Source organism: Burkholderia sp. IDO3, from assembly GCF_003366075.1.
Classification (GTDB): domain Bacteria; phylum Pseudomonadota; class Gammaproteobacteria; order Burkholderiales; family Burkholderiaceae; genus Burkholderia; species Burkholderia anthina.
Window position 1 is genome coordinate 637,125 of record NZ_CP028962.1, and the last position, 24,409, is coordinate 661,533.

Genomic DNA, 24,409 nt, shown 5'->3' on the forward strand with positions numbered 1-24,409 from the left:
TCAGGACCGCGGCGCGGTAGCGAGCGGCCACGGGCCGTCGAGTACGCGCTCGGTGCGGAAATGGCGAATCGGCCAGGTCGAGCCGTCGTCCGACGGGGCGAAATCGATCGTGAGCCGGGCGGCGATCAGCTCGGCCGTGTTGTCGGCGTAGCGCGATGCCTGCAGCATGATCCAGCGGCCGCGCGCGCGCGCGCGGTCGATGTCGACGTCGATCGACTCCGACGTCAGGAAATGCAGGTTCGCCGCGAAATGCGGGTCGGGCGGCAGATAGCGGCGCAGCATCGCGACGATCGCCTCCGTGCCTTCGAGCCGGCCGAACTTGCTCGCGTACTGCGGGCCGATGCCTTCCCATATCGCATCGGGCGTGAACAGCGCGGCGAGCGCCGGGCCGTCGCCGGCGTCCTCGGGCACGTCGCACAGCGCCATGTAGCGCGTGATCGTCGCGCGCACCGCGCGTTCGGCATCGAGCGCCGCCACGCGCCGCGCGAGCGCGTCGAGTGCTTCGATCGCGCGCGTCGAATCGGGTCCGGTCATCGCGTGCCTCACGCGGCGGGCTTCGCGGCCGGCGGCACGGTCAGCGCACGGCCGACGCGTGCCTCGATCTTGCCGTAGCGCCACAGGTTGTATTCGCCGACCGGCGTCGTGCGATACAGGTTGCACACGGCGACCGTCGTGTCGAAGTCGGCGACGTCGGCCATGATGTAGAACGTCCACGGCGCGCCGTCGGCCTGGCCGACGACGAGACGATCGTCGTCCATCACGCCGAGCACGCGCACGCCGGGCATCGCCTCGACGGCGGCGAGCATCGCGCCGTACGCTTGCCACACTTCGCCGATCTTCTCGCGCGGCAGGTCGAAGAAGTTCTGCGACACGCCGCAGCAGAACAGGACGCGCAGGGGCAGCGGATTCGAATCGGACATGACAGGTTCTCCTGAAGAATGGGGTTCGGTTGCGTCGAAGCCGGTCGACGCGGATCACAGATAGCCGGGAAACGGCGTGACGCCGGTGAACACTGCGCCGGCGCCGTCGAAGTTGCCTTCGCCGAGAAACGCGTGCTGCGTGACGACCATCGCGTCGCGCAACAGCCGCTGCAGCGGATGCGTGCGATAGATCGCGGCCGTGCCGCCGAGGCGGTATGCGCGCTCGACGACGCTCGCGCCTTCGCGGGCGATATGGGTGGCGGCGAGCCTCAGCAGGCTGACCTGCTCGGCCGTCACGGGGTTCCCGGCGAGGATCGATTGCCAGACGGAATCGGTCGCGTCGTAGAAGAACGCGCGCGCCGAGCGCAGTTGCGCCTCGGCCTTCGCGAGCTCGATGCGGTAGTACGCGCGATCGGCGAGGCGCGGTGCGCCGGTGGTCGTCTGGCGGCCGCCCGACATGCGGTTCACGACGTCGAGCGCCGCGCGCGCGAGCCCGAGGTTGACGACGGCGAGCACCTGCGCCGCATACGCGACGGTCGGGTAGCGGTACAGCGGCTCGTCGACGGTCGGCTCGCCGCCGCGCACGAAGGTCCACGCCTCGGGCACGAAGCGGTCGTCGACGCGCAGGTCGTGGCTGCCGGTGCCCTGCATGCCGACCACGTTCCAGTTCTCGACGATCTGCACGTCGCTCGCGCGGAACACGGCCGTGCGCGGCTTGTTCGGCGCGGCGTCCTGTGCGCCGGGCACCGCGATGCCGACGCCGAGCCAGTCGGCGCCCTTGCAGCCGCTCGCGAATTTCCACGTGCCGTTCACGCGCCAGCCGCCGGGCGCCGGTTGCGCCGGCTGCACGGGGAACAGCCCGCCCGCGAACACCTGGTCGGGGCCGCTTGCGTACAGCTCGGCCTGCGTGTCGAGCGGCAACGCGGCGAGATAGACGTTCGCGGACCCGAAGCTGGCGACCCATGCCGCGGAACCGTCGGCGGTGGCGATCCGCTCGATCATGTCGAGGAACGCGGTCGGCGCGAGCGCATCGCCGCCGAAGCGGCGCGGCGTGCCCGCGCGATAGATGCCGGCTTCCTTGAACAGCGCGATCACGTCACGCGGCACGTGCGACAGGCGGTCGAATTCGTCGCGGCGCGCGGTGACGATTTCGAGCACCGCGTCGAGCGGCGACACGCGCGCGGCCGCTTCGCGGACCGCATGCGGCGAGGGGGACGCGGCGTCGATGGCGAGGGCGGCGTTGGGCATGACTGTCTCCTGGGGATAGGGTTCGATTGCGGGGCAAGACGATGGAGCCAGTCTAGAAACGCCTAAAAAGTGCGGCAATTGGTGCGTAGGGCCGCGCGACTGGTGGCGCTCCGTGCCGGACTAAAGAAATCTTCAGATGCGGGCCGCGCACGCCGGTGCTATGTTGGACATCCGGCCGCGCGACGCCGCGCGCCTTCATCCGAATCCGATCATGAGCTTTCCCGACGAAGACGATTTCCACCGGCTGCTCGACGCGCTGACCACCTGCGTGCTGCTGCACGACGCGCAGACCAGGGCGATCGTGTGGGCGAACCGCGCCGCCTGCATCGCGCTCGGCTTTTCCGTCGAGGAACTGCTGCCGCTGAAGGCGCCGGACATGACGCGCCCCGAACCGAAATACCGGCGCGAGATCGCGGTGAGCGCATGGGACCGCGCGCTCGTCGACGGGCCGCAGGTGTACGAATGGTGCTATCGATCGCGCACCGGCGTCGACATGCTGTCCGAGGCCACCGCGACCTACGTGCCGCTGCGCGGGCGCGATGTCGTGATGGTGCAGTTCCGCGACATCAGCGCGGAAGAGGCGGTTCGCCAGCAATTGCGCCGCTACGAGGCGCGGCTGCGCGAATTCATGCAGGATCTCGACGAAGGCATCGCGGTCGTGACGCCGCATGGCGGCGTGCAGTTCATCAGCGAGTCGGGCCGCCGCGTGCTCGGGCTCGCGCCCGACGAAGCGCTCGGCGAGGTGCTCGACTACTGCTCCGAGGCCGACCGCGACCGGCTCGTCGCGCAGCTGCGCGACGCACCGTCGGCGTACCCGTCCGCGCCGCAGCGCTACCGGATCGTGCGGCGCGACGGTTCGCCATGCTGGCTGCGCATCCTGTGCCGGCAGGTCGAGATCGAAGGCGATCTCGACGGGCTGCTCGTGCAATTCCGCGACGTGAGCGACGAAGTCGCGATCGAGGATGCGCGGCGCGCCGAGGCGCGGATGCTCGAATACGCGGGCCGCTACAACGCGATGGGCGAGATGGCGAGCGTGATCGCGCACGAGCTGAGCCAGCCGCTCGCGGCCGTGCGCAACTTCATCGAGGGCGCGGTGCAGCGGCTGAACACGCGCGGCGCCGTCGACGACGCGATCTGGGGGCTGCGCAGCGCCGATCGGCAGGCCGAGCATGCGGCGCTGATCATCAAGAGCGTGCGCGAATTCATCGTGAAGCGCGAACCGGTCGTCGCGCTCGCCGACCTGCGCGAGATCCTCGCCGACGTCGCGTACTTCATCGAGCTGCGTGCGAAGGAAGCGGGCGTGACGGTCGCGATCGTGCAGGCCGACGGGCCGCTGCCGATTCGCTGCGAGCGCGTGCTGATCGGGCAGGTGATGCTCAACCTCGCGTTCAACGCGATCGAGGCGTTCGCCGGTTGCGAGCGTGCGTCGTGCACGCTGACGCTCGGCACCGCGAGCGTCGACGGGTACGCGGAATTGCGCGCGCTCGACAACGGGCCGGGCATCGCGGAAGGCGCGCACGACCGGCTGTTCGACGGCTTCTCGTCGTCGAAGGCCGGCGGCAATGGAATCGGCTTGTCGCTGTGCAAGAGCATCGTCACGCGTCACGGCGGGCGCATCGTCGCGAGCCCGGCCGCGGGCGGCGGGCTCGACTGCCGCGTGACGCTGCCACTTGCCGGCGCAGCGCCCGCGTAGCCGTTGCGTTGTGTCACGGCTACGGCCGCGAAGGGCATCACGGACATCGCGGCAGGGCGGCGGCGCACGATGGAGCGACGCCCGGCCCATGATCAGCGCCCCAGTGCCCGTGCGGTCTGACCGCCGATCCCGAAGTCGGTGTTCGGGATGTCCTTGACGATCACGCGCGTCGCCTGCAACGGCGCATCGAGCACGGTCGCGGCGGCGTCGGAAAGCGCCGCGATCAACGCGCGCTTCTGCTCGTCGGTGCGGCCGGCGATCAGGATCGCGACGATCACCGGTAGCGACGGCGGCGCGCCATCGGCTGCCGTGCGGCCGCCGAGGCCGATATGTGTCGCCGGCAATTCGGTGAGCAGCACGCGCACTGATTCGATCGGCGCGCCGATCGCGTCGACGGTCGCGTGGCTGAGCCGCGCGATCAGTTCGGCCTTGCGGGTGTCGTCATGGCCGGCCGGCAGGAAAACTTCGAGTGTGGGCATGGTCGTCGGGAAAGGTGAAGGTGACCGGCTCACCGTTGCGTTGGCGATGGCGAACCGGAGGCCGCTCACAGGTGAAGGTGCCCGGCTCACCGTTGTGCTGGCGACGGCGAACCGGCGACCGCTCACAGGTGAGGGTGCCCGGCTCACCGTTGCGCTGGCGACGGCGAACCAGCGACCGCTCACAGGTGAAGGTGTCCGGCTCACCGTTGCGCTGGCGACGGTGAACCGGCGGCCGCTTACAGCAGGAAGCCGATCGCGCTGAGCGCTTCGGTCGAGTCGATCAGGCGCACGACCTTCTCCGCGATCCGCATCTCGCCGTCCGCATCGACCTGCAGCTTGTGCGTGACGTCGGCCGCGAACAGCGTCGCGACGCCGCGCTTGTACGCGACGACCACCTGCGCGGACTTCAGCTCGACGACGCCGGCGCTGCCGCTCTCCAGCGTGAAGCGCGACACGGTGCGCACCGTGCGCGCCGCGTCGGCTGCCGACGCCGAGTAACCCGACACCATGCGCTGCACGCGCTTCTCGCGCATGTCGCGATCGTCGAACACGTAGTTCAGCGTCGCCGCGAAGTCGGTCGCGTCGGGATCGATCGGCACCACGTAGTGGCCGGCCGGATCCCACAGGTCGAGCCACGCGCGATAGTCGCGGCGGTCGAGCATCTCGGCTTCGCGCCAGACGAATTCCACCGCGCGGGCGAAGGTCTGCTCGGAAAGGAGGGCGTTGCGGTCGTCCATCATTGTTGCTCCATCATTTTTCGCCATTGCTGGTAGGCCTCGCGCATGCCGGTCTCGTCGGTCGCATGCGCGGTCTTTTCGCCGTTCGCGGCGGTCGTTTCGCGGTTCAGCCCGCGGTTCACGAGGATCGGCACGTCGGGGCCCGCATGCGCGCCGCGCTGCACGCGCTCCCACGCTTCCGCGTCGTCGGGGCTGCCGAAGCCGAACGGGCCCTGGAAATGCTCGTGGATGCGCAGCCGTTCGCGGTTCGCTTCGTCCGGGCCGCCGTCCATCGCGAGCGCGACGTGACGGATCTCGGTTTCGTTCGCGGAGATCGGCCGCAGCACGCGGAAGAACGCCATCGACAGCGCGAGGTTCGGGAACAGGTTCAGGTTGAAGCCGACGCCCATCAGCGAGCGCACGATGCGGCGCACTTCTGCCGGCGTGTGGCGCTCGGCGAGCTTCTCCGCGAGCGGTGCGAAACGTTCGGCCAGCGGCGCGCCGTCGTCTTCGTCGAGATCGACCAGCTCGGGCATCAGCACCGCGAGGCTGTGGCCGTTGCCGAGCGAGCGGCAGAACGCATCGTCGCTCGTCATGAAGCTCGTGATCGCGGCGGCCGTCTCGTCGTCGATCGACTTCATCCACGACTTGTGCACGACCGGGAAGTGATAGAGGTCCGTCGTGTTCTCGAGCTGGATCTTCCAGTTGCCCTTGAACCTGAACTTGTGCTCGCCGTTCGCCTTGATCGGGTAGCCCGCGCCCTGCTTCATGAACAGGTCGATCCACGGCTTCGCGCCGCCGAGGAAATCCTCGAGCGGTTCGATGTCGTCGTTGAAGCTCGCGAAGATCAGCCCCTGGTACACGCCCACGCGCAGCTTCACGAGCGGCAGGTCGCCTTTCTCGCACACGCCTTCGTAGCCGTCGCCGTACGGCAGCGCGCGCAGCGTGCCGTCAAGTGCGTACGACCAGCTATGGTACGGGCAGGTAAAGCCCTTCGCGTTGCCCTTGTGCGATTCGCACACGGTCGCGCCGCGATGGCGGCAGCGGTTCTGCAGCACGTTGATCTCGCCGGTCTTGTCGCGCACGACGATCACCGGCTGGCGGCCGATCGTCGTCGTGACGAAGTCGCCCGGCTTCGGCAGTTCGCTCTCGTGCGCGACCCAGATCCAGGTGCGGTAGAAGATGCGGTCGAGCTCGGCTTCGAACAGCGCCGGGTCGTGATACATCGCGGGCGCGATGCGGTCGGGCTGCGCGAAGCCATGCAACGCGCGGGTGTCGATCGTCTGGTAGGGAGTGTCGCTCATCGTCGTCGTGGGGAAAGAGTCGCGAAATCGGGCCGCGCTGTGCGCAGCGTCGGGAGACCAGTCTCGTCTTCTGCTACATATCCGTCAAATTGATCTAAAATTGCCAATCAAATAAATGCGGCAAATGATGGAGGTCACGATGACATCGGTCGATCATCTCGATCTGAACCTGTTGCGGGTGTTCCAGGCGATCGTCGAGGAACGCAGCCTGACCAAGGCCGGCGAGCGGCTCGCGCTGTCGCAGCCGGCCGTCAGCTATTCGCTGGGGCGGCTGCGCACGCTGTTCGACGATCCGCTGTTCGTGCGCACGCGCGCGGGGATGCAGCCGACGCCGGTTGCGCTCGAACTCGCGGGCATCGTCGGCAAGGCGCTCGACATGGTGCGGGTGGCGCTGCGTTATGCGGAGCGGTTCGATCCGGTGTCGAGCACGCGCACGTTCCGGCTGTCGCTGTCGGATGCGGGCGAGATGGCGTATTTGCCGGCGATCTGCCAGGCGCTGCGCGAGCGCGCGCCGCGCGTGACGCTGAGCGTGCAGCCGCTGCCGGTGGAGGAAATCGAGGAGGCGTTGCGCGCGAGCCGGCTGGATTTCGCGATCGGCAACCTGCCGGAGCTGATGCCGCGCACGCGCCACCAGGTGCTGTTCGAGGAAACCTACGTGTGCATGACGGGCCGCCGGCGCGGGGTGCCGGCCGGCACGTCGCTGAGCCTCGACCAGTTCGTGCGCGCCGCGCACGTCAACGTGAAATCGGTCGAGCACAGCCACCACGCGCTCGACGACGCGTTGCGCGCGCAGGGCGTGGGCCGCAACATCGCGCTCGAAGTGCCGCACTTCGTCGCGCTGCCGAGCGTGCTGTCGGTCACCGATCTCTATGCGACGCTGCCGAAGCGGCTCGCGCAAATCCTGAACCGCGACAACGCGTTCCGGCTGTACGACCTGCCGGTGTCGCTGCCGCCCGCGCCGGTGACGATGCACTGGCACGAGCACTTTCACGAGGACGAGGGGATCGCGTGGATGCGCGAGCTGCTCGCCGAGATCGTCGAGCGGTTCGACGCGTGACGGCCGCGCGCGCCGCGCCGCGTCAGGCGGGCGCGTGTGCCGGAACGTCAGGACATCGACACATCGGCACATCGGCGCATCAAAGATCGAGGACGAGCACCGCCGAGCGTGCGCGCGACACGCAGCAGCAGATCACCGTGTTGCTCGCCCGTTCGGTCTTGCTCAGGCAGTGGTCGCGATGATCGGGCTCGCCGTCGAGCACCGGCACCATGCAGGTGCCGCACACGCCTTCGCCGCATGACGTATCGACCTCGATGCCGATTTGCGCGAGCGCGTCGACGATCGACGTGTCGGGTGCGACGCGCACCGACTGGCCGCTGCGCTGCAGGCGCACTTCGAAGCCTTCCGCCGGGGCGGCGCCGGTCGCGGTGTCGGCCGCGGCCGGCTCCGCCGCGAAGCGTTCGAGATGCATCGCGTCTTCCGGAATCCGCGTGGCCGCCGCCGCGACGACCGCATCCATGAACGGGCCGGGGCCGCACGTGTACACATGGGCGTGCGCATCGATCGCTTCGAGGCAGCGGCCGAGCTCGGCCGCGAGCGCGTCCGGCTCGATGCCGTAGTGGAACGTCACGTGCGACGCGAACGGCTCGGCCGACAGTTCGTCGGCGAACGCCGCGTGGTCGCGGCTGCGCGCGAAGTAGTGCAACCGGTAGCGCGCGCCGCGCTGTTCGAGCGCGTACGCCATCGACAGCAGCGGCGTGATGCCGATCCCGGCCGCGATCAGCACGTGCTCGCTTGCCTGATCCGTCAGACGAAACAGGTTGCGCGGCGCGCCGATCGACAGCTCGGCGCCGACGCGCACGTCGTCGTGCAGCGAGCGCGAGCCGCCGCGTGACTGCGCTTCCTTCTTCACCGCGAACAGATAGCTACCGCGCTCGTCGGGGCGGCCGCACAGCGAGTATTGCCGCGTGACGCCGGACGGCGCGGTGACGTCGATATGGGCGCCGGGTTCGTACGCATCGAACGGCTGGCCGTCGACGCGCGAAACCCGGAAACAGCGGATGTCCTGCGCCGCGTCGATCAGCGCGTCGATCCGGACCTGGTGGCGATTCGCTTGCATGGGGTGTTCCGTGGGGAGGGGGAAAACCGGCGCGGCAGAGCCTGCGCCGTCATGCGATCGAGAATAGGGATGGGCATCACATAAATCAAATCGATTAAAAAGCGATGCCGGAATCAGTGGGATGGATAATGGTCGGCGAACCGGCCGACGCTGCTCAGCGTGCGGCGATCGCGTCGCCGCGGTCGGTGGCCGGCGCGACCGGCGCCGACGCATGACCGCGTTCGCGGTCGAGGCTGCGCCGATACTGTCGGCATCCGGCCGCCAGCAGCAGCGCCGCGAGCGTGGCCGCGGCGACGTTGACGATCGACATCGAATGACCGACCGCGGTCGGCGTGCCGAACACGCGATCGGTGAACAGCGCGACGACGGTCGTGCCGATCCCGAGCGCGATCAGGTTCGATACGAGCAGGAACAGCGCGGAGATCTGCGCGCGCATCTGGTTCGGCGCGAGCGTCTGCATCGCGGCGGTCGAGGTCGGCATCGGGAACGACGCGAAGAACATCGCGACGACGAGCATCGCGAGCGACGCCGGCAGGCTGTCGAGCTGCGTGAACAGCGTCGCGGGAATCACCATGCACGCGGCGCCGATCGCGCCGGCGCGCATCGGCGCATCGGTGCGGCCGCGCCGCAGCAGCCAGTCGTTGAGCCAGCCGCCGCAGAACACGCCGGCCGTATTCGCGACGAGCAGCACGATGCCGAGCGTGTAGCCGGCTTCGACGGCCGTCATCCCGAAGCGGCGGATATAGAACGCGGGCGTCCAGCTCAGCAGGCAGTACAGCGCCATCGCATAGAACGAGAAGCCGAGGTAGTGGCACGTGAAGGTCGCGCGATGCATGCCGACGAAGCGCAGTGAATCGCGCATCGACACGCGCCGCACGGCGCCCGAGCGGTCCTGCGCGAGCCCCTTGCGCTGCGGATCGCGCACGGTCGCGGCGAACAGCAGCGCGACGAGCAGGCCCGGCAGCCCGACGATCAGGAACGTGACCTGCCACGCGTGCACCTGCCCGACGACCGGCAGCGTGAACGCGCTCGCATGCTTGAGCAGCGCGATCACGTAGCCGCCGATCAGGAACGCGACGCCGCCGCCGATGAACGAGCCGAGCGAATACACGGCGATCGCGCGGCCGAGTTTCTCCTTCGGGAAGTAGTCGGCGAGCATCGAATACGCGCCGGGCGACAGCGCGGCTTCGCCGACGCCCACACCCATGCGCGCGATGAACATCTGCACGAAGTGCTGGCTCATCCCGCACGCGGCGGTCGCGACGCTCCACAGCGCGATGCCGATCGAGATGATGCGCGGCCGTGCGTAGCGGTCGGCGAGATACGCGACGGGCAGCCCCATCACGGCGTAGAACAGCGAGAACGCGAAGCCGTTCAGCAGGCTGAACTGCGTGTCGGAGAGGTGCAGGTTGCGCTTGATCGGTTCGATCATCAGGACGAGCACCTGGCGGTCGACGAACGAAAAGACGTACGCGAGCATGCAAATGACGACGACATACCATTCATACGTATAGCGCTTGCCGTCGGCAGCGCGGGCCGTGGATGCGGACATGCGGATTCTCCAGGAGCGGTGGGGAAGCGCGGCGCCGGCGTTGCGGGCCGGGCGCCGTCGCGGCGCGAAAGCGTGCGGGTGACACGTATCGGAGACGCAGCGTAGTCGGCCAATTTCAGCCGCCATAGCCGGAGTGACAGCCGCGCCACACGGACATTTACCGACCCGGATAAAGAAAACACCGAGGCCGTGCGCGCGGGCCGCCGCGCAGCGCGCGTGCGGCGGGGCGCGCGCGCATCATGCGGCGCATCTATAAGCGTTATAGACCGGATTGCGTCGACGTCCGAAATTGTCGTTCCTAGACTCGGCCCGTTTTTGATCGGCAGCGTTCGCCTCCTAAGCGAACGCGTTTCACAACGAACGGCGCGATGCCGACAGGCGCCGCAATTTCTACGGGACGACGCAGATGAACCATCCGAACGGGCGAGCCGACCGGCTTGCCGTACCGCTTGCCACGCTGGCCGCCGCACTGCTGGCGTGCGCCTCGCAGCCGGCCTTCGCACAATCGAGCGTGACGCTCTACGGCCGCATCGATACGTCGATCGAATACGCGAACGCCGGGCCGAACCACGTGACGCGCATGGGCAGCGGCAACCTGTGGGCGTCGCAGTGGGGGTTGAGGGGCGTCGAGGATCTCGGCGGCGGCTACGCGACGATCTTCAAGCTCGAGGACGGCTTCAACGCGGCGAGCGGCGCGCTGTCGAACAGCAGCGCGCTGTTCGGCCGCGAGGCGTGGGTCGGCATCACCGGGCCGTTCGGCGGCGTGCAGTTCGGCGAGCTCTACACGATCGTGCACACCACGCTCGTCACGTACAGCCTGCCCGGCCTCGGCGCGGGCCTCGCGTGGGGCAATGCGACCAACAACTTCGTCGGGCCCGCGTTCCTGCGCGTGCGCAACTCGATGCGCTACACGTCGCCGCGTTATGCGGGCTTCATGCTGCGTGCGATGGCCGCGCGCGGCACCAACGGCGCGGCCGGCCAGCCGGCGACGCTCGGCGACACGTACGGCGCCGGGCTCAACTACGCACGCGGCGGGTTGTCGGTCGACGTCGACTACATGCAGCAGAAGTTCAGCCCGGTCGCGGCAGCCGCGCTCGGCGACACGAGCCCGGCCGCGAACGGCAACTATACGGTCGGCGCGATCTCGTACGACTTCAACGTCGTGAAGGTTGCCGCGCTGTACATGCGGCATCGCGGCGGCCCGGACGTCGCGGCCGCGATCGACAGCCAGAGCGCGTATCCGCACAGCGACACGATGGAGCTCAGTGCGACGGTGCCGATCGGACGCGCATCGCTGCTGCTGAGCATCGGCCATTACCGGAAGGTCGCCGACAGCGACGGCAACGCCGATTCGTACGGCATCCGTTTCGACTATCCGCTGTCGAAACGCACGGTGCTGTACACGGGCGCCGCGATGGTGCGCAACGGCGCGCACGCGCGCTTCGTCGTGAACGGCGCGGCGGGCGGCGGCGTCGCGGTCGCGAACCCGGGCGCGACCGCCAGCTCGATCGTCGCCGGCATCCTCACGTCGTTCTGATCGCCGATGGTTGCCCCTGTCCGCCCGCGCCGTTATGCGCAGGCGGGCGGGTGCGGCGCGAGCCATGCGTCGAACGGCGCCTGCCGGCCGATATCGAACAGCTCCAGCAGCAGCGCGCGCAGCCACCGATGGCCCGGGTCCGCATCGAAGCGCCGGTGCCAGTACGCGTTCACGGGCCATTCGCCTGCGCCGGCGATCTCGTACAGCGCGCAAGGCTGCCGCGCCGCGAACGTGATCGCGACGGTTTCCGGCAGGATCAGCGCATAGTCGCCCTGCGCCAGCAGCGCCGGGATCACCATGAAATCGGGCAACGCCGCGCGCACGCGCGGCATCAGCCCGTGCCGCTCCAGCAACTGCATCGACTGCGGATGCGACGTCACGGCGACCAGGCGCAGCGTGTCCGGCGCGTCGCCGTCGAGCACGAAATCGTCGGGCAGTGCGACGCGCTCGGCGGTGCGGCGCGGCATCAGCAGCACGCAGCGCTCGTGCAGCAGCGCGGTGCGCTGGAAGTGACTCGACGCGTCCGCGAAATGCCCGAGCGCGAAGTCGATGCGTCCCGATTCGAGCGCGACGTTGAGCTGGCATTCGTCGACGTGCAGCGTCTCGATCACCGCGCCCGGCGCACGCCGGTCGAATTCCGCGAGCAGCGTCGGCAGGAACGCGCTCGCCGCGAAATCGCTCATGTGCAGCCGGAACACGCGCTGCGTGCTGTCCGGCGCGAAGCGCGAGCCTTCGTCGAGCACGTCCTGCAGGATCGCGAGCGCCTTGTCGACCGATCCCGCGAGCCGCTGCGCGCGCGGCGTCGGCTCGACGCCGGTGCCGGTGCGCACGAACAGCGCGTCGCGGAACATCAGCCGCAATCGGCCGAGCGCATGGCTGACCGACGGCTGCGTGACGCCGAGCCGCAGCGCCGCGCGGCCGACGTGCCGTTCCTCGTAGACCGCGCGAAACGTCTTCAGCAGATTCAGGTCGAGGTCCTGCACGCGCAGGCCGTCGGGCGCATCGGCGTCGGGCGACGGAGCGTCGGAGCGGGCCGGTGGCCGGCCGGTTGCAGCGTGCGTCATGGTGCTTGCCTCGCGGTGACGGAAGGCGCGTGACCGTAACGGCGCGCATACGCCTTCGCGAAATGGCCGAAGCCGTGAATGCCGTGCGCGATCAGCACGTCGGTCACGCTGCGCGCGTCGCCGCGTTGCAGTGCCGCATGCACGGCGGCGAGCCGGCGCTCGCGCACGTACGCGGCCGGCGTGGTGTGAAGGAACGCGCGGAATGCATGCTGCAGCGTGCGCGGCGCGACGCCCGCGACGGCCGCCAGCGCGGCGAGCGCGAGCGGCTCGTCCAGGTGCGCGTCGACGTGGTCGCAGGCGCGGCGCACGTGGGCCGGCAGCGGCGGCGTGCCGCGCGCCAGCGCGTCGCTGTGCGAATGCGGCAGGTGCGTGAGCAGCAGCGACATCAGCCATGCGGTGAGATCCGCGCCGAACGTCGCCGCCGAGGTGGCGATGCCCGGTTGCGCGCCGAGCCGGCACAGGTATTCGAAGGTGGGCAGCACGAGCGCGGCGCTCGCGCCCGTGCCGCCGGCCGCGAGATCGAATTGCAGCGGCTGCGCGAGCGTCATGTGCAGCATGTCCTGCAGCTTGCGTTCGAGCGCGCCGCGTTCGAGCCGCAGCACCAGGTTGCGGCAATCGGGGCTGGTGCTCAGGCGGCTCGCGAGCGCGGGCGACGACACGGTCAGCTCGCCCGGGCCGGCGCGCGCCACGCGATGGCCCGAGCGCAGCTCGCAGGTGCCCGACACAGTCAGCCGGAACAGGAAGTGATCGGCATCGTCGCCGAAATCGATGTGCGTTTCGCGGCCGTAGCAGAGTTCGAGCAGCGCGCCGTGATGCAGCGGCACCTCGTACAGCTCGGCCCGAAACGGATCGCGGCCGCGCGCGGCCATCCGGTGCGGCCCGAGCCGGTGCGCGACCGCGCGTTCGACTTCGTCGGGCGCATGCAGCGTGCCGAGCCGGTTCGGTGCATGTCGGGAAAGGGCGATATCCATGCGCAGGCCTCGTGTCGGATGCGTTGGCGCGGCGCTTCCGGCGCCGCCGCGATTGCGTTGCGCGAACGGGCGTGCCGTTGCGCGTTTTGAAGCGACGCGCCGGGGCTCGCCGCGTAGTCTCGGAAACATTCACTCACCGGGAGACAACGATGAAGGTATGTGTACTGGGCGGCGGCCACGGCTGCCACGCGGCGGCGATCGATCTGTTCGAGAAGGGGCACGACGTGACGTGGTGGCGGCGCGATCGCAAGCCGCATGCGCGGCTGCGCGAGCTCGGCGCATTGCAGGTGATCGACTATCGCGGCAAGCGCGCCGTGCCGCTCGGCGACGCGCCCGGCGCGATCCGCCTGACCGACGATCTCGCGGCCGCACTGCGCGGCGCGCGGCTCGTCGTGGTGCCGTTGCCGGCCACGTCGCACGATGCGCTCGCCGCGCAGGTCGCGCCGCTGCTCGAAGACGACCAGGTCGTGTTCCTGCCGCCCGGCACGTTCGGCAGTTTCGTGTTCGCACGTGCGGCCGCCGATGCCGGCAACCGCGCACGCGTCGCGTTCGCCGAGACCGGCACGCTGCCTTACCTGGTGCGCAAGCACGGCGACAACGACGTCGTGATCAGCGCGTACGCGACGCGGCTGCCGACCGGCGTGTTTCCCGCGCATGCGGCCGGCTGGGCGTTCGACGTGCTGCGCGCCGGTTATCCGTCGGTCGAGCCGGTCGAGGACGCGTTGTCCGGCGCGCTGATGAATGCGGGCCCGGTGATCCATCCGCCGCTGATCCTGATGAACGCCGGCCCGCTCGAACACTTCGACGCATGGGACATCCACAACGAAGGCACGCAACCGTCGATCCGCCGCGTGACGAACGCGCTCGATGTGGAACGCATCGCGGTGCGCGAAGCGCTCGGTTATCGCGCGCCGCATTTCCCGCTGGCGGACCACTACGCGACCGACGGCGACGAATGGATGTACGGGCGCGGCGCGCACGGCAAGCTGACCGATAGCGGCGACTGGCGCGAGAAGATCGATTTGCGCACGCATCGCTACATGCTCGAGGACACCCGGCTCGGGCTGTCGTTCATCGTGTCGTGCGGGCGTTTCGCGAATGTGCCGACGCCGGTCGCGCAGGGGCTGTTGAGCGTCGCGTCGGCGGTCACCGGCCGCGATTTGTACGCGCAAGGCCGCACGCTCGACGGGCTCGGCGTTGCCGCGCTGTCGCGCGAGGCGATGCGCGCGCTGCTCGAAGCGGGGTACGCCGCATGACGGCCGCCACCGACGTGACGCGCGTGCACGTGCTTGGCGCGGGACGCATGGGGCAGGGGATCGCGCTCGTGTTCGCGTTCGCGGGCCTGAACGTGACGCTGATCGACTTCAAGCCGCGCGATGTGCAAGGATGGCGTGCGTTCGAGGATCGCACGCGCGGCGAGATCCTGCGGCCGCTGCAGGCTCAGGTCGTGCTCGGGCGTATCGACGGCGCGCAGGCCGAGGCCGTCGTCGCGCGCATCGCTCTGGTGGCGCGCGACGATGCAGCGCCTGCGGTGCGCGACGCCGGCATCGTCTTCGAAGCGCTGCCCGAAGTGCTCGACGCGAAGGCCGATGCGTTGTGCTGGCTCGGCGAGCATGTCGATGCGCGCGCAACGATCGCGTCGACGACATCGACGTTCGTCGTCACCGAGCTGCAGCGCCATGTCGCGCATCCCGAACGGATGCTGAACGCGCACTGGCTGAACCCGGCGCTGCTGATGCCGCTCGTCGAGATCAGCCGCAGCGGCGCGACCGAACAGCGCGTCGTCGACGCACTGGCCGCGCTGCTCGAACGGGTCGGCAAGAAGCCGGTGATCTGCGGGCCGGCGCCCGGCTACATCGTGCCGCGCATCCAGGCGCTCGCGATGAACGAGGCCGCGCGCATGGTCGAGGAGGGCGTCGCGAGCGCCGCGGACATCGACACGGCGATTCGTACCGGCTTCGGCCCGCGTTTCGCGGTGCTCGGCCTGCTCGAATTCATCGACTGGGGCGGATGCGACATCCTGTACTACGCATCGAAGTACCTGGCCGGCGAGATCGGCCCGCGGTTCGCGCCCGCCGACAGCGTCGTGCGCAACATGGAGGCCGGGCGCGACGGCGTGCGCACGGGTGCCGGGTTCCACGACTATGCGGATGTCGACGTCGCCGCGTACATGCGGCAGCGGCTCGGCGAGTTCGGGCGCCTGCTCGATCATCTGGGGCTGGCGCCGGTATTCGACGGCGCGCGGGAGCGGGCATCGGGTATGTAGCCGTCGCGGCAGGGCAGCGTGGGCGCCGGCCGGTGCGGGCAGGGTGAGGATGCCCGCGCCGCACGACGCGCTGCTGCATCGGCTGCGGCAGGCGGGCGGACGTGGCCCGGCCTGCGTGCGGGCGCGCCGCACGCTCACGCCCCGTCGCCGTGCGAATCGCCAGCCCGCACGACGCGCGTTTCGCGCATCACGCACAGCGTGAAGACGGTGACGAGGCCGAGCACGACGAGGAACAGCGACACCGGCCACGATGCGTGATAGCGCGCGAGCAGCGCGGTCGCGATCAGCGGCGACATCCCGCCCGCGAAGATCGACGCGACTTCGTGACCGAGCGCGACGCCCGAGTAGCGCACCTCGGTGCTGAACAGCTCGCCGACGAGCGCGGGCAGCGTGCCGATCATCGCGCCGTGGCTGACCGCCGTGCCGACCGTCAGCGCGAGCCATACGAGCGGCGTCGCACGCGTGTCGAGCAGCCAGAAGAACGGGAACGCGCACGCGACCAGGCTCAGCGCGCCGATCAGGTACACGGGCTTGCGGCCGATCCGGTCGGACAGCCGGCCCCATGCGAGCATCGCGCCCATTTCGACGATCATCGCGATCATCACGCCGGTCAGCATCACGCCGTTCGGGATGCCGACATACTTGCCGTAGACGAGCGAGAACGCGAGGAAGATGTAGGCGCCGCCGTTTTCGGCGACGCGCAGCCCCATCGCGAGCAGGATTTCCTTCGGATGGCGGCGAACGCACTCGACGATCGGCAGATGCGTGTGCGCACCGCGCTTGCCGGCCTGCTCGTAGTCGCGGCTTTCCGGCAGATGGCGGCGGATGTAGATGCCGATCGCGAAGATCGCGATGCTCGCGAGGAACGGCAGCCGCCAGCCCCACGCGCGGAACGCGTCGTCCGGCAGCGCCTGTGCGGCGAGAAACGCGGCCGACGACAGCACGAACCCGCCGCCCACACCGAGCTGACTCCATGCCGCGTAGTAGCCGCGCCGCTCGGGCGGCGCGTTCTCGCTGATCATCAGCACGCCGCCGCCCCATTCGCCGCCGGACGCGACACCCTGCAGGAGCCGCAGCGCGACGAGCGCGGCCGGCGCCCACAGGCCGGCCTGCGCGTAGGTCGGCAGCAGGCCGATCGCGAACGTCGATGCGCCCATGATCAGCAGCGTCCACACGAGCGACGTCTTGCGCCCGTAGCGGTCGCCGATGTGGCCGAACACGATGCCGCCGAGCGGCCGCGCGACGAAGCCGAGCGCGAACGCCGCGAACGCGGCGAGGCTGCCCGCGAGCGGCGATGCGCCGGGCGGAAAGAACACGTGGCCGAATACGAGCGCGGCGGCCGTGCCGTACACGAAGAAGTCGTACCACTCCATCGCGTTGCCGGCGACGGAGGCGATGACGATCCGGCGAAGCTGCCGGTCGGCGAGCGGCCGGGCGGCGCTCGGGGATTGCACGGTGTCGGTCGGGTACATGGCGGACTCTGAAGGGGGCGGGCGCGTGCCGTCTTTCGGATCCATGCGGCACTGCGGGCTAGTGTTGTCGGCCCTGCCGGCCCCGGTCAAATCCGCAGAAAAAGGGGGGTGTCATCATTCCCGCAAATGATGGTCGCGGCGCGCGCGGCCGTGCCCGCTCGCGCCGCACCGCGTCACCGCTCGATCTGCCGGTTCCAGCGCGTATCCCACTGCGCGCGGTGCGCATTGATCGCGGTCCAGTCGACCACCGTCACCTTGCGCACGAGATCGTCGATGTTGCCGAGGCTTTGCTGCATCGCGGCGGGCATCTTCGCGAGGCGGTTGGTCGGGATCTGCTTGCCGGCCTCGGCGGCCTTCGTCTGCGCGGGCGCGGACAGCAGGAACTGCGCCAGTTTCTGCGCCAGCTGCGGGTCCGGATTGTTCGCGACGACGCACAGGTCGACGAGCAGCAGCACCGGGCCTTCCTTCGGGTTCGCATACGCGACCGGAATGCCCTTGTCCTGCAGGTCGCCGACGCCGGTCGGCGTCAGCGGAAACAGGGCGGCCTCGCCGGTCTGCACCATCTCGGAGATCTTCGCCGAGTTCGGGATGTACTCGACGACGTTCGGCCCGACCGTGCTCGCCCACTTGCTGAAGCCGGGCTCGACGTTCTGTTCGTTGCCGCCGAGCAGCCGGTTGATCGCGAGGAATCCGTGCAGCCCGAACGTGCTGCTCGATGCCGACTGGAACACGACCTTGCCCTTGTATTTCGGATTGGCGAAATCCATCCACGACGTCGGCGGCGCCCAGCCCTTCTCCGCGAACAGCTTCTTGTTGTACGCGATGCCGGTCATCCCGAGCTGCACGCCCGCACCGACGTCGTCCTTCATCCGCGCGAACGGATAAAGCTCCTTGAGCACCGGCGAATCGTCGAGCTTCTGGCACACGCCGAGACTGACCGCGCGCGCCATCACGCCGTCGTCGAGAAACGCGACGTGGATCTGCGGCTTGTTGCGGTTCGCGAGCAGCTTTGCGAGCACGTCCGACGACGTGCCGGGCACGACGACGACCTTCACGTCGTTCGCCTTCTCGAAGTCGGGCAACACCTGGCTCGTGTAGGCCTTTTCCATCGGCCCGCCGTTCATGCCGACGTAGATCGTCTTCGTTTGTGCGAACGCGGGCGCGCCGGCGCCTGCGATGCAGAGAGCGGCAGCCGCCGCGATCGTTCCGAGCAGTTTCATCGTTGGGTCTCCTCTTGACGGAAAGGGGCGGTCGGCGTCGTTTGCGGTGCAAAGCGGCCGATCGAGAATGCATCGAGCGGGGTGGCGGTTTCGCCGGTCGTGACGAGATCGGCGAGCACGTCGCCGACACCCGGCGCGAGCAGGAAGCCGCCGCCGGAAAAGCCGAATGCATGCAGCAGGTTCGGCGTGGTACGGCTCGCGCCGATGATCGGGTTGTGATCCGGCGTGCAGCCCTCGACGCCGCTCCACGTGCGGATCAGCAGCGCGTCGCGCAGCGCGGGCAGCAGCGCGCACGCATCGCGCATGACCGCGCGCGTCGTATCGACCGACGGCTGGCCGAACTCGCCGTCGCCGCGGCCGCGCCCGCCGCCGATCACGCAGTTGCCGCGCGCGACCTGCCGCGCGTACACGCCGCCCCCGTACACGCCGAGGTTGTGCGCGATGAACGGCGGCAGCGGTTCGGTCACCCACATGTTCGGGTAGATCGCCTCCATCGGCACGGCTTCGCCGAAGCGCTCGGCGATCGTGTTCGCCCATGCGCCGGCCGAGTTGACCAGCCAGGTCGCGGTGCAGGCGCGCGCGCCTGCACGAACGTGAAAGCGTGTGCCGTCGTGGCGGACGTCGTCGACGGGGGTGTGTTCGAAGACCTCGGCGCCGGCCGCGCGGGCCGCACGGGCGAACGCGGGCGACACGATGCGCGGGTTCGCGTGCCCGTCGCTCGCGCACAGCGAGCCGCCGAGCGCTGCGGGGCCGAGCCACGGGTAGCGACGGCGGAACGCGTCGCCGCGGATCACCTGCAGCGGCAGGCCGTGCTCGCCGGCGAGCGTCGCGTATGCATCGAGCGCGTCGAGATCGGCATCGCTACGGGCGAGCCGCAAGTGACCCGACACGACGAATTCGCCGTGGATGCCGATCAGTTCGGGCAGGCGATCCCAGATGCGCCGCGCACGCAGCGCGAGCGGCAACTGCTCGGCGGGGCGGCCCTGGCAGCGTACGCCGCCGTAGTTCACGCCGCTCGCCTGCGCGCCGCAGTCGCGACGCTCGAACAACGCGACGCGCAGGCCGCGCCGCGTCAGCGCCAGCGCGGCCGATGCGCCGACGAGGCCGCCGCCGACGATCGCGACGTCGTAATGGCGGATCTCATTCATCGCGCGCCTCGTCGGGAATCGCCGCGACATCGTCGCCCGCGAGCGCGGCGGAGACCGGGAAGGGCTTCACCGGCGGTTGCGCGCGCAACCGGCCTACGTCGGCGAGCGCCCGGCCTGTTTCGGCGGCCAGCACGAGCGCGGTCGCGTCGCCGCACATGCGGCCCTGGCAGCGGCCCATGCCGGCGCGGGTCAGCGCTTTCAGACGGTTGAGTTCGGTCGCTTCGCCGGCACGGATGCAGCGCCGCAGCGTGCCGGCGTCGATCTCTTCGCAGCGGCACACGATCGTGTCGTCCGGGCAGCGCGCGGCAAGCCCGGCCGGAGGCGCGAACGCCGCCTCGAGGCCCGCGCGGAACGCGCCGACCCGTGCGAGCGTACGTTCCAGCGTGGCGGCGTCGGGTTTGCCGGCCGGCGCGGGCGACGCGATGCCGGCATCGTCGAGCAGGGCGAGCGCCGCGCGTCGCCCGGACGCCTCCGCGGCATCGGCCCCGGCGATACCGGCACCGTCGCCGGCGACGTAGACGCCGCGCACCGACGTGCGGCCGGCCGCGTCGCGTTCGGGCAACCATGCGCGGTTGAGCGGATCGAAGCTGAACCGGCAGCCGGCGAGATCGGCCAGCTGCGTTTCCGAGCGCAGCCCGAAGCCGAGGCCGAGCGCGTCGCATTCGATCATGCGCGGTGCCGCATCGCCGTCGGCCGCCCGCCACGCGAGCCCGGTGACGTGCCGCTCGCCGAGTACGCGTTCGAGCACGACACCGGTTTCGATCGCGACGCCGTGCGCGCGCAGCCAGCCGATGTAGTAGAGCCCCTTCGCGAACGTCGACGGCATGCGCAGCAGCGCGGGTGCGGCGGTTGCCTGCCGGCGCAGCGGGCTCGTGTCGAGCACGGCCGCGATCTGCGCGCCGGCCTTTGCATACTGATACGCGACGAGATACAGCAGCGGCCCGGTGCCCGCGAACACGATGCGCCGGCCGATCGCGCAGCCCTGCGCCTTCAATGCGACTTGCGCGCCGCCGAGCGTGTAGACGCCCGCGAGCGTCCATCCCGGCACCGGCAGCATGCGGTCGGTCGCGCCGCTCGCGACGATCAGGTGCGAGAACGGGACGGTTTTTTCGCGGCCGTCCTGCAGCGTGTCGACGCGGCCCGCGCCGCACGCCCACGCGAGCGTGTTCGGCCGGTAGTCGACGTGCGGCAGCAGCGCGGCCATCGTCCGATGAACGGCGTCGGCCTTCGCCGCCTCGAAGCCGTACAGCGCGCGCTTGCCGCGCACGAACGCGCTGTCGGCGGGCGGCTGCCGGTAGATCTGGCCGCCCCAGCGCGCGTTCTCGTCGATCACGACGGGGCGCAGCCCCGCGTCGACGAGCGCTTCGGCCGCGCGCACGCCGGCCGGTCCCGCGCCGACGATCACCGGTTGCGTCGCGCCGCTCATGATGCGTCTCCGGTGACGCCGCACGGCGCGCCGGTGAGGATTCGCATGCCGTCGGCGATCGGCGTCGAGCATGCACGGACGCGGGCGCCGGCTTCGGTGCGCACCCAGCAGTCCTGGCACGCGCCGATCAGGCAGAAGCCGGCGCGCGGCTGGCCGCTGAATTCGCTGGCGCGCACGCGGCGTTGCGTGACGAGGATCGCGGTGAGCACGGTATCGCCGGCGAGCGCTTGCGCGGGACGGCCGTCGAGCATGAACGCGACGGCGGCGCGCTCGCGTTCGGCGACGCGCACGAATTGCGCGCCGTCGTCCACGGTATCGGTTGAACGGGAAACGGAAGTCATCGTCAATGTTGGCCGATCAGGATGCGGTTCAGGCCGTACACGCGATCGAGCAGCAGCATCGCGCCGGCGGTGATGAAGATGACGAGCGCCGATACCGACGCCATCATCGGATCGATCGATTCGGTCGCGTACATGTACATGCGCACCGGCAGCGTGACCGTCTGCGGCGACGTGACGAAGATCGACATCGTCAGTTCATCGAAGCTGTTGATGAACGCGAGCAGCCAGCCGCCCGTGATGCCGGGCACGATCATCGGCAGCGTGATGCGGCGGAACGTCGTCCACGGGTCGGCGCCGAGCGAGCACGCGGCCTGCTCGACGCTGCGGTCGAGGCCGGCGACCGACGCGAGCACGAGCCGCATCACGAACGGCGTGATGACGACCATGTGCGCGACCACCAGCCACGCGAACGAGCCGGTTGCGCCGATCAGCGCGAAGAAGCGCAGCAGCGCGATGCCGAGCACGAGGCCCGGGATCACGAGCGGCGACAGCAGCAGACCGTTCAGGAACGCCCGGCCGGGAAACGCCGCGCGGCCGATCGCGAGGCCGGCGGGCAGTGCGATCGCGAGCGACAGCGTCGCCGACGCGAACGCGAGCTTCACGCTGTTGAAGAACGCGGTGATGAAGTCGGGATAGTCGAGGATCGCGCGGAACCAGCGCAGCGACAGTCCGTGCGTCGGCAGCGTCAGCGTTTCGTCGGGCGTGAACGCGACGAGTACGACGATCACGAGCGGCGCGAGCACGAACAGGATCACGAGCGTGTGGAACGCGAGGGCGAAGGGGCCGTTCTTTCTCATCGGGAAGCGCCTCCGAGGCTGCGCGCGTAGCGGCGTTCGAGCACGCGGTAGTAGGTGAGCATGACGATCAGGTTCGCGACCAGCAGCAGCACCGCGATGGTCGCGCCGAGCGGCCAGTTCAGCGAGCCGAGGAATTCGTCGTAGACGGCGGTCGCCGCGACCTTCAGACGGCGTCCGCCGAGCAGGCCGGGAATCGCGAATGCGCTCGCCGACAGCCCGAACACCATCAGGCTGCCCGACAGCACGCCCGGCATCAGCTGCGGCACCACGATGCGGCGCAGCGTCGTGAACGGCGATGCGCCGAGCGACAGGGCCGCGTGTTCCGTCTGCGGATCGAGCCGCTGCAGCGCGGTCCATACGGGGATCACCATGAACGGCAGCATCACGTGCACGAGTGCGATCACGATCGCGAAGGTCGTGTATTCGAGCTTGTACGGCCCGAGGCCGACGAGCCCGAGCGCCTGGTTCACGAGTCCGCCCGTGTTCAGCAGCATGCTCCAGCCGAACGCGCGCACGACGACCGACACGAGCAGCGGCGCGAGAATCGCGAGCAGGAACAGCGAGCGCCACGGGTCGCGCATTTTCGACAGTACGTACGCTTCGGGCGTGCCGATCGCGACGCAGATCGCGGTGGTCAGCGCGGCGATGCCGAACGTGCGCGCGAAGATCGTGTGGAAGTACGACGAGCCGAGCACTTCCGCGTAGTTGCCGAACTGGAACGCGGCGATCGGGCCGGTGGCCGGGTCGAAACGATAGAACGTGAGCGCGAAGGTCATCGCGAGCGGCACGAGCACGAGCGCGGCGAACAGCGCGAAGGCGGGCGCGCACATCAGCCACAGCGGCGCATGTGCGCGCCACGTCGCGTTCGGCGCGCGGCGGCCGGCGGCGCGCGCCGGTGCGGCATCGGCCGCGGCCGGGTGCGCCAGGCTGCCCGGTGCGCCGTCGCTCGGGAGCGGGCGGGAAGGCTGTCGCATTCAGGCCTCCCGGCGCATCACGCGCACTGCGTCGCTGTGCCAGTCGACGCCGACCGGCATGCCTTCGTCGAGCGGCTCCGCGCCTTCGTTCTGGCAGCACACGAGCACTTCGCCGAGCGCGCTGTCGACGCGATACAGCCACTGGCTGCCGAGGAAGAAGCGGCTCGAGACCGTCGCGGCGAAGCGGCCGGCGCCGGGGGCGCACAGTCGCAGCTTCTCGGGGCGGATGCATACCGACACGGCGTCGCCGACGCGCATGTCGCGCTCGTGCGCCGGCAGGTGCGCGGCATGTCCCGTCTCGGCGAGCTCGTGGCCGAGGTCGATGCGGATCGTGTCGCCGTCGTGCGCGACGATCGTGCCGGGCAGCAGGTTCGCCTTGCCGATGAACTGCGACACGAAGCGGTTCTCGGGGCGTTCGTATGCGCGGTACGGCGTGTCGGTCTGCGTGATGCGGCCGGCTTCCATCACGACCACGCGGTCGCTGATCGACAGCGCTTCCGATTGATCGTGCGTGACCATGATCGTCGTCGTGCCGATCTTGCGCTGGATCGCGCGCAGTTCGAACTGCATTTCCTCGCGCAGCTTCGCATCGAGATTCGACATCGGCTCGTCGAGCAGCAGCACCGGCGGCTCGATCACGACGGCGCGCGCAATGGCGACGCGCTGCCGCTGGCCGCCGGACAGCTCGCGCGGAAAGCGGTGCGCGAACGCATCGAGGCGCACGAGCGACAGCGCCGCGCGGATGCGTTCCGCGCGCGTCGCCTTGTCGACACCGCGCATGTCCAGGCCGAAGCCGACGTTCTCGGCGACGCTCATGTGCGGAAACAGCGCATAGCTCTGGAACACGATCCCGAGCCCGCGGCGGTTCGGCTTCATGTGCGTGATGTCCTGCCCGTCGAGCGCGATGCGGCCGCGCGTGACGTCGACGAAGCCGGCGATCATCTGCAGCGTCGTGGTTTTGCCGCAGCCGGACGGGCCGAGCAGCGACACGAATTCGCCCTGTTCGACCGACAGGTTGACGTCCGCGACGGCGGTGAGCCCGCCGAACGATTTCGTCAGATCCGTAAGCGTGAGAAACGACATGGGGAGCTCCGGGTTCGCACACCGGATCGCCGGTGCGTCGTTGATGCGGACTCTAGCCAGCCATATTTCGGAGCGTCAATT

Annotated in this window: 23 protein-coding genes; 5 read left to right on the plus strand and 18 right to left on the minus strand. The window is 69.7% G+C overall.

Translation table 11 applies throughout. The features are described 5' to 3' along the window. The 3 genes from DCN14_RS03075 to DCN14_RS03085 are packed head-to-tail and all read right to left on the minus strand — an operon-like array spanning position 1 to position 2,168. A complete protein-coding gene (locus DCN14_RS03075) occupies positions 1 to 534 on the minus strand; it encodes a nuclear transport factor 2 family protein (protein ID WP_096500206.1) in 534 nt (177 codons plus the stop codon). 8 nt (positions 535 to 542) lie between these two features. Continuing rightward, positions 543 to 920 carry a hypothetical protein gene (locus tag DCN14_RS03080; RefSeq protein WP_011356094.1) on the minus strand — a complete coding sequence of 126 codons (378 nt, stop codon included), beginning with the start codon at positions 918 to 920 and terminating at the stop codon, positions 543 to 545. 54 nt (positions 921 to 974) lie between these two features. Beyond that, positions 975 to 2,168, minus strand: coding sequence for an acyl-CoA dehydrogenase family protein (locus tag DCN14_RS03085; RefSeq protein ID WP_096500204.1), 1,194 nt, complete (start codon positions 2,166 to 2,168; stop codon positions 975 to 977). A gap of 136 nt (positions 2,169 to 2,304) precedes the next feature. Between DCN14_RS03085 and DCN14_RS03090 the strand changes: the two genes are divergently transcribed. Then, positions 2,305 to 3,861: an ATP-binding protein gene (locus DCN14_RS03090; protein WP_096500201.1), complete on the plus strand. Its 1,557-nt coding sequence runs from the start codon at positions 2,305 to 2,307 to the stop codon at positions 3,859 to 3,861. Between the two features lie 92 nt (positions 3,862 to 3,953). On the opposite strand, the gene DCN14_RS03095 is transcribed toward DCN14_RS03090, so the two are convergent. From DCN14_RS03095 to DCN14_RS03105, 3 genes are all read right to left on the minus strand, one after another. Continuing rightward, complete coding sequence (locus DCN14_RS03095) at positions 3,954 to 4,340, minus strand: tautomerase family protein (protein ID WP_096500199.1); 387 nt, start codon at positions 4,338 to 4,340, stop codon at positions 3,954 to 3,956. A gap of 236 nt (positions 4,341 to 4,576) precedes the next feature. Then, positions 4,577 to 5,080 carry an aromatic-ring-hydroxylating dioxygenase subunit beta gene (locus DCN14_RS03100; protein WP_096500197.1) on the minus strand — a complete coding sequence of 168 codons (504 nt, stop codon included), beginning with the start codon at positions 5,078 to 5,080 and terminating at the stop codon, positions 4,577 to 4,579. Continuing rightward, positions 5,077 to 6,360 carry an aromatic ring-hydroxylating dioxygenase subunit alpha gene (locus DCN14_RS03105; protein ID WP_096500195.1) on the minus strand — a complete coding sequence of 428 codons (1,284 nt, stop codon included), beginning with the start codon at positions 6,358 to 6,360 and terminating at the stop codon, positions 5,077 to 5,079. Before DCN14_RS03105 ends, DCN14_RS03100 begins: the two co-directional genes overlap by 4 nt. 139 nt (positions 6,361 to 6,499) lie before the next feature. On the opposite strand from DCN14_RS03105, the gene DCN14_RS03110 reads away from it, so the two are divergent. Next, complete coding sequence (locus DCN14_RS03110; RefSeq protein WP_096500531.1) at positions 6,500 to 7,417, plus strand: LysR family transcriptional regulator; 918 nt, start codon at positions 6,500 to 6,502, stop codon at positions 7,415 to 7,417. 79 nt (positions 7,418 to 7,496) lie between these two features. Here DCN14_RS03110 and DCN14_RS03115 read toward each other — a convergent pair whose 3' ends face one another. Then, on the minus strand, positions 7,497 to 8,477 hold the full coding sequence (locus DCN14_RS03115; protein WP_096500193.1) for a PDR/VanB family oxidoreductase: 981 nt from the start codon (positions 8,475 to 8,477) through the stop codon (positions 7,497 to 7,499). 154 nt (positions 8,478 to 8,631) lie between these two features. Next, complete coding sequence (locus DCN14_RS03120; protein ID WP_096500191.1) at positions 8,632 to 10,029, minus strand: MFS transporter; 1,398 nt, start codon at positions 10,027 to 10,029, stop codon at positions 8,632 to 8,634. A gap of 406 nt (positions 10,030 to 10,435) precedes the next feature. On the opposite strand from DCN14_RS03120, the gene DCN14_RS03125 reads away from it, so the two are divergent. After that, positions 10,436 to 11,566 carry a porin gene (locus DCN14_RS03125; RefSeq protein ID WP_096500189.1) on the plus strand — a complete coding sequence of 377 codons (1,131 nt, stop codon included), beginning with the start codon at positions 10,436 to 10,438 and terminating at the stop codon, positions 11,564 to 11,566. A 32-nt stretch (positions 11,567 to 11,598) separates the two neighbouring features. Here the strand turns inward: DCN14_RS03125 and DCN14_RS03130 are convergent, their stop codons facing one another. Next, positions 11,599 to 12,630 (minus strand): LysR family transcriptional regulator, encoded by a 1,032-nt coding sequence (locus DCN14_RS03130; protein WP_096500187.1) that lies wholly within the window; start codon positions 12,628 to 12,630, stop codon positions 11,599 to 11,601. Then, complete coding sequence (locus tag DCN14_RS03135) at positions 12,627 to 13,601, minus strand: AraC family transcriptional regulator (protein WP_096500185.1); 975 nt, start codon at positions 13,599 to 13,601, stop codon at positions 12,627 to 12,629. Before DCN14_RS03135 ends, DCN14_RS03130 begins: the two co-directional genes overlap by 4 nt. A 149-nt stretch (positions 13,602 to 13,750) precedes the next feature. Here DCN14_RS03135 and DCN14_RS03140 point away from each other — a divergent pair, with 149 nt between their 5' ends. Continuing rightward, positions 13,751 to 14,857, plus strand: a complete 1,107-nt coding sequence (locus DCN14_RS03140; protein WP_096500183.1) for an NAD/NADP-dependent octopine/nopaline dehydrogenase family protein — start codon at positions 13,751 to 13,753, stop codon at positions 14,855 to 14,857. Continuing rightward, positions 14,854 to 15,867: a 3-hydroxybutyryl-CoA dehydrogenase gene (locus tag DCN14_RS03145; RefSeq protein ID WP_096500181.1), complete on the plus strand. Its 1,014-nt coding sequence runs from the start codon at positions 14,854 to 14,856 to the stop codon at positions 15,865 to 15,867. Before DCN14_RS03140 ends, DCN14_RS03145 begins: the two co-directional genes overlap by 4 nt. Before the next feature lie 134 nt (positions 15,868 to 16,001). Here the strand turns inward: DCN14_RS03145 and DCN14_RS03150 are convergent, their stop codons facing one another. The 8 genes from DCN14_RS03150 to DCN14_RS03185 form a co-directional block, all read right to left on the minus strand. Then, positions 16,002 to 17,339: an MFS transporter gene (locus tag DCN14_RS03150; protein WP_096500179.1), complete on the minus strand. Its 1,338-nt coding sequence runs from the start codon at positions 17,337 to 17,339 to the stop codon at positions 16,002 to 16,004. A gap of 173 nt (positions 17,340 to 17,512) precedes the next feature. Beyond that, positions 17,513 to 18,559, minus strand: coding sequence for an ABC transporter substrate-binding protein (locus DCN14_RS03155; protein WP_096500177.1), 1,047 nt, complete (start codon positions 18,557 to 18,559; stop codon positions 17,513 to 17,515). Beyond that, the gene (locus DCN14_RS03160; RefSeq protein ID WP_096500175.1) at positions 18,556 to 19,707 is read right to left on the minus strand and encodes an FAD-binding oxidoreductase; all 1,152 of its coding nucleotides are present in this window, start codon (positions 19,705 to 19,707) and stop codon (positions 18,556 to 18,558) included. The genes DCN14_RS03155 and DCN14_RS03160 overlap by 4 nt, the downstream gene beginning before the upstream one ends. Then, positions 19,700 to 21,133, minus strand: a complete 1,434-nt coding sequence (locus DCN14_RS03165; protein WP_096500173.1) for an NAD(P)/FAD-dependent oxidoreductase — start codon at positions 21,131 to 21,133, stop codon at positions 19,700 to 19,702. Before DCN14_RS03165 ends, DCN14_RS03160 begins: the two co-directional genes overlap by 8 nt. Beyond that, positions 21,130 to 21,474, minus strand: a complete 345-nt coding sequence (locus DCN14_RS03170; protein ID WP_096500171.1) for a (2Fe-2S)-binding protein — start codon at positions 21,472 to 21,474, stop codon at positions 21,130 to 21,132. The genes DCN14_RS03165 and DCN14_RS03170 overlap by 4 nt, the downstream gene beginning before the upstream one ends. A 2-nt stretch (positions 21,475 to 21,476) precedes the next feature. Next, a complete protein-coding gene (locus DCN14_RS03175) occupies positions 21,477 to 22,271 on the minus strand; it encodes an ABC transporter permease (RefSeq protein ID WP_096500169.1) in 795 nt (264 codons plus the stop codon). Then, positions 22,268 to 23,245: an ABC transporter permease gene (locus tag DCN14_RS03180; protein WP_096500167.1), complete on the minus strand. Its 978-nt coding sequence runs from the start codon at positions 23,243 to 23,245 to the stop codon at positions 22,268 to 22,270. The genes DCN14_RS03175 and DCN14_RS03180 overlap by 4 nt, the downstream gene beginning before the upstream one ends. Continuing rightward, complete coding sequence (locus DCN14_RS03185) at positions 23,246 to 24,328, minus strand: ABC transporter ATP-binding protein (protein ID WP_096500165.1); 1,083 nt, start codon at positions 24,326 to 24,328, stop codon at positions 23,246 to 23,248. It lies immediately after the preceding gene. Positions 24,329 to 24,409: the final 81 nt, after the last annotated feature.